The sequence below is a fragment of the Ramlibacter sp. genome, from assembly GCF_035706265.1.
GTDB lineage: Bacteria > Pseudomonadota > Gammaproteobacteria > Burkholderiales > Burkholderiaceae_C > Ramlibacter.
The window spans coordinates 1-6,000 of the sequence record NZ_DASSVG010000197.1; the positions used below are offsets into that span (position 1 = coordinate 1).

At 69.0% G+C, this 6,000-nt stretch carries 7 protein-coding genes and 1 tRNA gene; 4 read left to right on the forward strand and 4 right to left on the reverse strand.

The features are described 5' to 3' along the window. The 3 genes from VFM98_RS07285 to VFM98_RS07295 form a co-directional block, all read right to left on the reverse strand. Positions 1 to 1,274, reverse strand: a 1,274-nt coding sequence (locus VFM98_RS07285; RefSeq protein WP_325109246.1) for a PQQ-dependent sugar dehydrogenase, incomplete at its 3' end; no start/stop codon positions are given. A 131-nt stretch (positions 1,275 to 1,405) separates the two neighbouring features. Beyond that, positions 1,406 to 1,482: transfer RNA gene (locus tag VFM98_RS07290), tRNA-Pro, on the reverse strand. A gap of 31 nt (positions 1,483 to 1,513) precedes the next feature. Beyond that, on the reverse strand, positions 1,514 to 2,443 hold the full coding sequence (locus VFM98_RS07295) for a polyprenyl synthetase family protein (RefSeq protein ID WP_325109252.1): 930 nt from the start codon (positions 2,441 to 2,443) through the stop codon (positions 1,514 to 1,516). A 234-nt stretch (positions 2,444 to 2,677) separates the two neighbouring features. Between VFM98_RS07295 and rplU the strand changes: the two genes are divergently transcribed. The 4 genes from rplU to proB all read left to right on the forward strand — a co-directional run bounded on the left by rplU (position 2,678) and on the right by proB (position 5,558). Further along, positions 2,678 to 2,992 (forward strand): 50S ribosomal protein L21, encoded by a 315-nt coding sequence (gene rplU, locus VFM98_RS07300; RefSeq protein ID WP_325109247.1) that lies wholly within the window; start codon positions 2,678 to 2,680, stop codon positions 2,990 to 2,992. A gap of 20 nt (positions 2,993 to 3,012) precedes the next feature. Continuing rightward, a complete protein-coding gene (gene rpmA, locus VFM98_RS07305) occupies positions 3,013 to 3,273 on the forward strand; it encodes a 50S ribosomal protein L27 (protein WP_325109248.1) in 261 nt (86 codons plus the stop codon). 66 nt (positions 3,274 to 3,339) lie between these two features. Continuing rightward, the gene (gene cgtA, locus VFM98_RS07310; RefSeq protein WP_325109249.1) at positions 3,340 to 4,416 is read left to right on the forward strand and encodes an Obg family GTPase CgtA; all 1,077 of its coding nucleotides are present in this window, start codon (positions 3,340 to 3,342) and stop codon (positions 4,414 to 4,416) included. Beyond that, positions 4,413 to 5,558: a glutamate 5-kinase gene (gene proB, locus VFM98_RS07315; protein ID WP_325109250.1), complete on the forward strand. Its 1,146-nt coding sequence runs from the start codon at positions 4,413 to 4,415 to the stop codon at positions 5,556 to 5,558. Before cgtA ends, proB begins: the two co-directional genes overlap by 4 nt. Before the next feature lie 17 nt (positions 5,559 to 5,575). On the opposite strand, the gene VFM98_RS07320 is transcribed toward proB, so the two are convergent. Further along, a partial coding sequence (locus VFM98_RS07320) for a CNP1-like family protein (protein ID WP_325109251.1) occupies positions 5,576 to 6,000 on the reverse strand: 425 nt, incomplete at its 5' end.

A 6,000-nucleotide genomic window follows, 5' to 3' on the forward strand; every position in this document is an offset into this window, starting at 1 on the left:
CCGGCCGGGCGGCCCCAGGCGCTGTCGTTGTCCACCAGGAAGCCGGTCATGAAGTCCTGGTACTCGCCGGTCGGCTTGCCGCCCTGCATGCGCACCCGGATCACCTTGTAGCCGGTACGCTCGGGCCGGCTGTGGGAGCCGTGCAGGGCCACGAAGGCATCGCCGCGGTATTCGGCCGGGAAGGCGCTGCGGTCGTAGAAGGCCGCGGCCAGCGCAGAGGAGTGGGCCTGGATCAGCACCTCGGGCACCCGCACCTTGCCTTTCAGATCCGGCCGCTGGCCCTTGCGGGCCGGGTCCTCGTTGCTGCCGATGTAGTACCAGGGCCAGCCATAGAAGGCGCCGTCCTGCACCCGGGCCATGTAGTCGGGCGCGAGCAGCGGGCCGATGTGGTCGCGCTCGTTGACCACGCACCAGAGGTTGTCGGTGCCCGGCTGCATCGCCAGGCCCGAGCAGTTGCGCAGGCCGGTGGCGTAGTTGCGGATCGTCTTGCCGTCCGGATCGAACACGCGCACCACGGCGCGGTTCTCCTCGTCGCCCCAGGCGGCGCCGCGGCCGTGGGTCTGCTCGAAGCGGCGGAGCTCCTCCGGCTTCATCTCGGTCAGGCCGAGGCCGAGATTGGACGAGGAGCCGACGGCGAGGAACAGGCGCTTGCCGTCGCGCGAGACGGCGAGGTCGCGCGTCCAGTGCCGCTTGGTCGGGATGTTGCCGACGATCACCTGGGCCGGTCCGCCGGCCTTGGTGTCGCCGTTGCGATAGGGGTAGCGCACCACCTGGTTCGCGGCTCCCACGTAGACGTAGCGCGGATTGGCCGGCGGCACGAAGGCGATGCCGTAGGGCCGCTCCAGGCCCTCGGCGAACACCTGGGGTTGGGCGGCCGGCCCGGTCGCATTGGCGGGAAAGACCAGCACGCGGCCGGCCTCGCTTTCCGACAGGAAGATGTCGCCGTTGGGGGCGACGCGCAGCGTGCGCGGCTGCCGGAAGCCGCTGGCGAAGACCTGCACCGCGAAGCCGTCCGGCACCTTGGGCAGCGCACCCTCGGGCGGCGCGACGACCTTGATGTTGTTGCCCACCGAGGCCTCGGGGTCGCTGCCGGTCATCGTGGCCGGCGGCAGGTCGGACGGCTTGATCACGCGCCGCACGCCGGGAGCGTCCGAGCGCCAGTCCGCCAGGGCCGCGGTGCCGGTGCGCAGATCGCCGGTCTGCGCGCCGGCGGCCGAGGCGGCGAAGAACAAGGGAAGATGGAAGAGGAGCGCCGAAAGCGTTCTCAGCTGCATGCTTGCCTCCCTGCAAGGCTCCAAGGGAAGCGGAATGTACTCCCCGGGTGCCGGGCCTTGGGGGGCGCTGCAGCGCGGCCGGTGCAACAAACGAATCGGGCCCGCGAGGGGCCCGATCCGAGAGGGAAACCTGGTCGGGGTGAGAGGATTCGAACCTCCGGCCTCTACGTCCCGAACGTAGCGCTCTACCAGGCTAAGCTACACCCCGATTTGCGGCTGGCGGTGCTGTCTGAATCGCTTCAGTAGCGCCGCTGCAGCAGCGAAGCCGCCAATTGTACCAAAGCCTGAGCATGCTCATTCAAGGGGAGCTGTTGCGCAGCTGACATCGCGCGTTGCGCCTCCGCCGCGGCGGCCTGGTGGGCCACCTCCAGCGCCCCGGTTTCGCGCACGATGGCCACGATGTGACCGAGCTCGTCGATCCCGCCGGTCTCGATGGCGCGGCGGATCAGCGCCCGCTGCGAATCGGTGCCTCGGCGCATGGCGGCGATCAGGGGCAGGGTGACCTTGCCCTCGCGCAGGTCGTCGCCCAGGTTCTTGCCCATCTCGGAGGCCTCACCGGCGTAATCGAGCACGTCGTCGATCACCTGGAAGGCGGTGCCCAGGGCCTGGCCGTAGTCGGCGCAGGCCTGTTCGAGCTTCGGGTCGGCCTTGGCCAGCACCGCGCCGAGGCGCGCGCTCGCCTCGAACAGCTTGGCCGTCTTGGAGCGGATCACCTGCACGTAGGCCGGCTCGTCGAGGCCGGGATCGTGCATGTTCATCAGCTGCATGACCTCGCCCTCGGCGATCACGTTGGTCGCGTCGGCCAGGATCTCCATCACGCGCATGTCGTGCGCGTCCAGCATCATCTGGAAGGCGCGCGAATAGAGGAAGTCGCCCACCAGCACGCTGGCGGGGTTGCCGAAGCTCTCGTTGGCGGTGGCCCGGCCGCGCCGCAGCGTCGACTCGTCGACCACGTCGTCGTGCAGCAGCGTGGCCGTGTGGATGAACTCCACCACCGCCGCCAGGTTGTGGCGCTGGGCACCGCGGTAGCCCAGCGCGCCGCAGATCATCAGCAGCAGGGCGGGGCGCAGGCGCTTGCCGCCCGACGAGATGATGTAGCGGGAGACCTCGCCCACCAGCGGCACGCCGGAGTCGAGGCGGCGGGCGATCACGGCATCCACCTCGCGCATGTCATCGGCGATCAGGGACAGGACGGTGGCGGCGCTGGGGGATGAATCGGTCAAGGGCTAACCCGTAGAGTTGCGGAATAAATTATAAGAAAGGGTTCAGCTCCGGGCTGCCGCGCATCGGCGCCGACTTGTGAGCGAGCGCAAACAATGCTATAGTCGCGGGCTTTCCCGGAAATGGGTTCGGGAATGTCCTGGAGGCCGGCTCGCGCTGCCTCCGCCCTAGAGAGGTCAACCATGTACGCGGTCATAAAAACCGGTGGCAAGCAGTATCGCGTTGCTTCCGGCGACAAGATCAAGGTAGAACAGATTGCTGCGGACATCGGCCAGGAAATCACCATCGACCAGGTGCTCGCCTTAGGCAACGGCGGCGACCTGAAGATCGGGGTGCCCCTGGTGTCCGGTGCCACGGTGAAGGCCACGGTCGTGGCGCACGGCAAGCACGACAAGGTGCGCATCTTCAAGATGCGCCGCCGCAAGCACTACCAGAAGCACCAGGGCCATCGCCAGCAATACACCGAGCTGCAGATCGGTGACATCGCCGGCGCCTGAGCCCCCAAGGAGAACAGGAAATGGCACAGAAAAAAGGCGGCGGCTCCACGCGAAACGGGCGCGATTCCCAGCCGAAGATGCTGGGCGTCAAGGCCTTCGGCGGTGAACTGATCAGCGCCGGCTCCATCATCGTGCGCCAGCGCGGCACCAAGTTCCACCCCGGCACCAACGTCGGCGTCGGCCGGGACCACACGCTGTTCGCCCTGGTGGACGGCAGCGTCAAGTTCGAAACCAAGGGCGCGCTGAACAAGCACATGGTCAGCGTCATCCCGGCGGCCTGAGTTAACCTCGGTCCCGCAAGTCCAGAAGGCCCGACTTGTCGGGCCTTCGTCATTTCCGGAAATCCCATGAAGTTCGTCGACGAGGCTTTCATCGACATCGCCGCCGGCGATGGCGGCAACGGCTGCGTCTCGTTCCGCCACGAGAAGTACAAGGAGTTCGGCGGCCCCAACGGCGGTGACGGCGGCCGCGGCGGCCACGTGTGGGCCGTGGCGGACCCGAACCTCAACACGCTGGTGGACTACCGCTTCTCGCGCCGCCATGAGGCGGGCCGCGGCGAGCACGGCATGGGCTCCGACATGTTCGGCGCCGCCGGCAACGACATCGTGCTGAAGATGCCGGTGGGCACCATCCTCAGCGACGCCGAGACCGGCGAGGTGCTGTACGAGCTGCTGCAGCCGGGCGAGAAGATCATGATCGCCAAGGGCGGCGACGGCGGCTTCGGCAACATGCGCTTCAAGAGCTCGATCAACCGGGCGCCGCGGCAGAAGACGCCCGGCTGGCCGGGCGAGCGAAAGAGCCTGAAGCTGGAGCTGAAGGTGCTGGCCGACGTGGGCCTGCTCGGCATGCCCAACGCGGGCAAGTCCACCTTCATCGCCGCAGTCTCCAATGCGCGGCCGAAGATCGCCGACTACCCCTTCACCACGCTGCACCCGAACCTGGGTGTGGTGCGCGTGGGCCCGGAACAGAGCTTCGTGGTGGCCGACGTGCCGGGCCTGATCGAGGGCGCGGCCGAAGGTGCGGGCCTGGGCCACCAGTTCCTGCGCCACCTGCAGCGCACGCGGCTGCTGCTGCACATCGTGGACATCGCGCCCTTCGACGAGGGCGTGGATCCCGTCGCGCAGGCGAAGGCGATCGTGGCGGAGCTGAAGAAGTACGACCCCACGCTGTACGAGAAGCCGCGCTGGCTGGTGCTGAACAAGCTGGACATGGTGCCGGCCGAAGAGCGCGCCGCCCGCGTGAAGGACTTCGTCAAGCGCTTCAAGTACAAGGGCCCGGTGTTCGAGATCAGCGCACTCACCCGCGAGGGTTGCGAGCCGCTGGTGCAGGCGGTCTGGCAGCACGTGCATGCCCTGCAGGCGGCGGAGAACGCGCCGGTGGAAGTCGACCCGCGCTTCGCGGGCGGCGACAATGCACCCTCATGAACAGCAGCAGCGAACGGGACGCGACGCAGGCCCTGCGCGAGGCCCGGCGCATCGTGGTGAAGGTGGGCTCCAGCCTGGTCACCAACGAGGGCCGGGGCCTGGACGAACGCGCCATCGGTGAATGGAGCCGCCAGCTGGCGGCGCTGGCGGCCGACGGCCGCGAGGTGATCATGGTCTCCAGCGGTGCCATCGCCGAGGGCATGAAGCGCCTGGGCTGGACGGCCCGCCCGCACGAGGTCAACGAGCTGCAGGCCGCCGCCGCGGTGGGCCAGATGGGCCTGGCGCAGATGTACGAGACCAAGCTGCGCGAGCAGGGCCTTGCTTCCGCGCAGGTGCTGCTCACGCACGCCGACCTGGCCGACCGCGAGCGCTATCTCAACGCGCGCTCCACGCTGGTCACGCTGCTGTCGCTGCACGTGGTGCCGGTGATCAACGAGAACGACACCGTCGTCAACGACGAGATCAAGTTCGGCGACAACGACACCCTGGGCGCGCTGGTGGCCAACCTGGTCGAGGCCGACCTGCTGGTGATCCTGACGGACCAGAAGGGCCTGTACAGCGCCGATCCGCGCAAGGACCCGCACGCGCAGTTCATCCAGGTGGCGCGCGCGGGCGACCCGGCGCTGGAGCAGATGGCCGGCGGCGCGGGCTCCAGCATCGGCAAGGGCGGCATGATCACCAAGGTGCTGGCGGCGGCGCGCGCGGCGCGCTCGGGCGCTTCCACCGTGATCGCCTGGGGCCGCGAGCCGGATTGCCTGCCGCGGCTGGTGCAGGGCGAGATCATCGGCACGCTGCTGGTCGCGCCGACGCAGAAGAGCCAGGCGCGCAAGCGCTGGATGGCGGACCACCTGCAGCTGCGCGGCGCGGTGATGGTCGACGCCGGTGCCGTGGCCAAGCTGCGTTCCGAAGGCAAGAGCCTGCTGCCGATCGGCATGACGGCGGTGGAGGGCGACTTCGCCCGCGGCGAGGTGATCGCGGTGCGCGACCCCGCCGGCCAGGAGATCGCGCGCGGCCTGGCGAACTACGCCTCGGCCGAAGCCCGCATCCTGTGCCGCAAGCCTTCCAGCGAGATCGAGAAGCTGCTCGGGTACATGGCGGAGCCCGAGATGATCCACCGGACCAACCTGGTGCTCACGCGCTAGGAACCGGCGACAGCCGACTACCGGTTCACCCCGCCGCGCTCGAAGCGCCGGTCGATCGGGGCGCGCAGGTCGCTCACGATCTGGGCCGCGTTGCCGTTCGGGGCGTGTCCGAGGCAGACGCCGTTGCGGGCGATGAACAGGCTGTGGCGCGTGTTCGGTGCCGAATGCAGCGGCTGCCACTCGGCGCTGCTGGTGGCGACCCAGCCGCTGTCCGGGTTGTGGCGGGCATAGACCCGCACTTCCCCGGCGTCGCAGCGGATGCCTTCGTACATTGCGTTCACGGCCCCGGTGGTGCTGGTGGCCACCACGACGTAGCGCACGATGCGGTCCTTGCCCACGTTCACCGAAGCGGGATCGATGCCGAAGCGCAGGCCGGTGCCGGGCACTTCCAGCGGAATGAGGCCCGTGGTGCGCAGCGCCGGCGGCGGCGGGCCATCGAGTT

Excerpts from the sequence above, each read along its gene's own strand:
- rpmA (WP_325109248.1), top strand. The coding sequence starts at position 3,013 with ATGGCACAGAAAAAAGGCGGCGGCTCCACGCGAAACGGGCGCGATTCC.
- proB (WP_325109250.1), top strand. The coding sequence starts at position 4,413 with ATGAACAGCAGCAGCGAACGGGACGCGACGCAGGCCCTGCGCGAGGCC.
- rplU (WP_325109247.1), top strand. The coding sequence starts at position 2,678 with ATGTACGCGGTCATAAAAACCGGTGGCAAGCAGTATCGCGTTGCTTCC.
- cgtA (WP_325109249.1), top strand. The coding sequence starts at position 3,340 with ATGAAGTTCGTCGACGAGGCTTTCATCGACATCGCCGCCGGCGATGGC.
- VFM98_RS07295 (WP_325109252.1), bottom strand. The coding sequence starts at position 2,443 with ATGCGCGAGGTGGATGCCGTGATCGCCCGCCGCCTCGACTCCGGCGTG.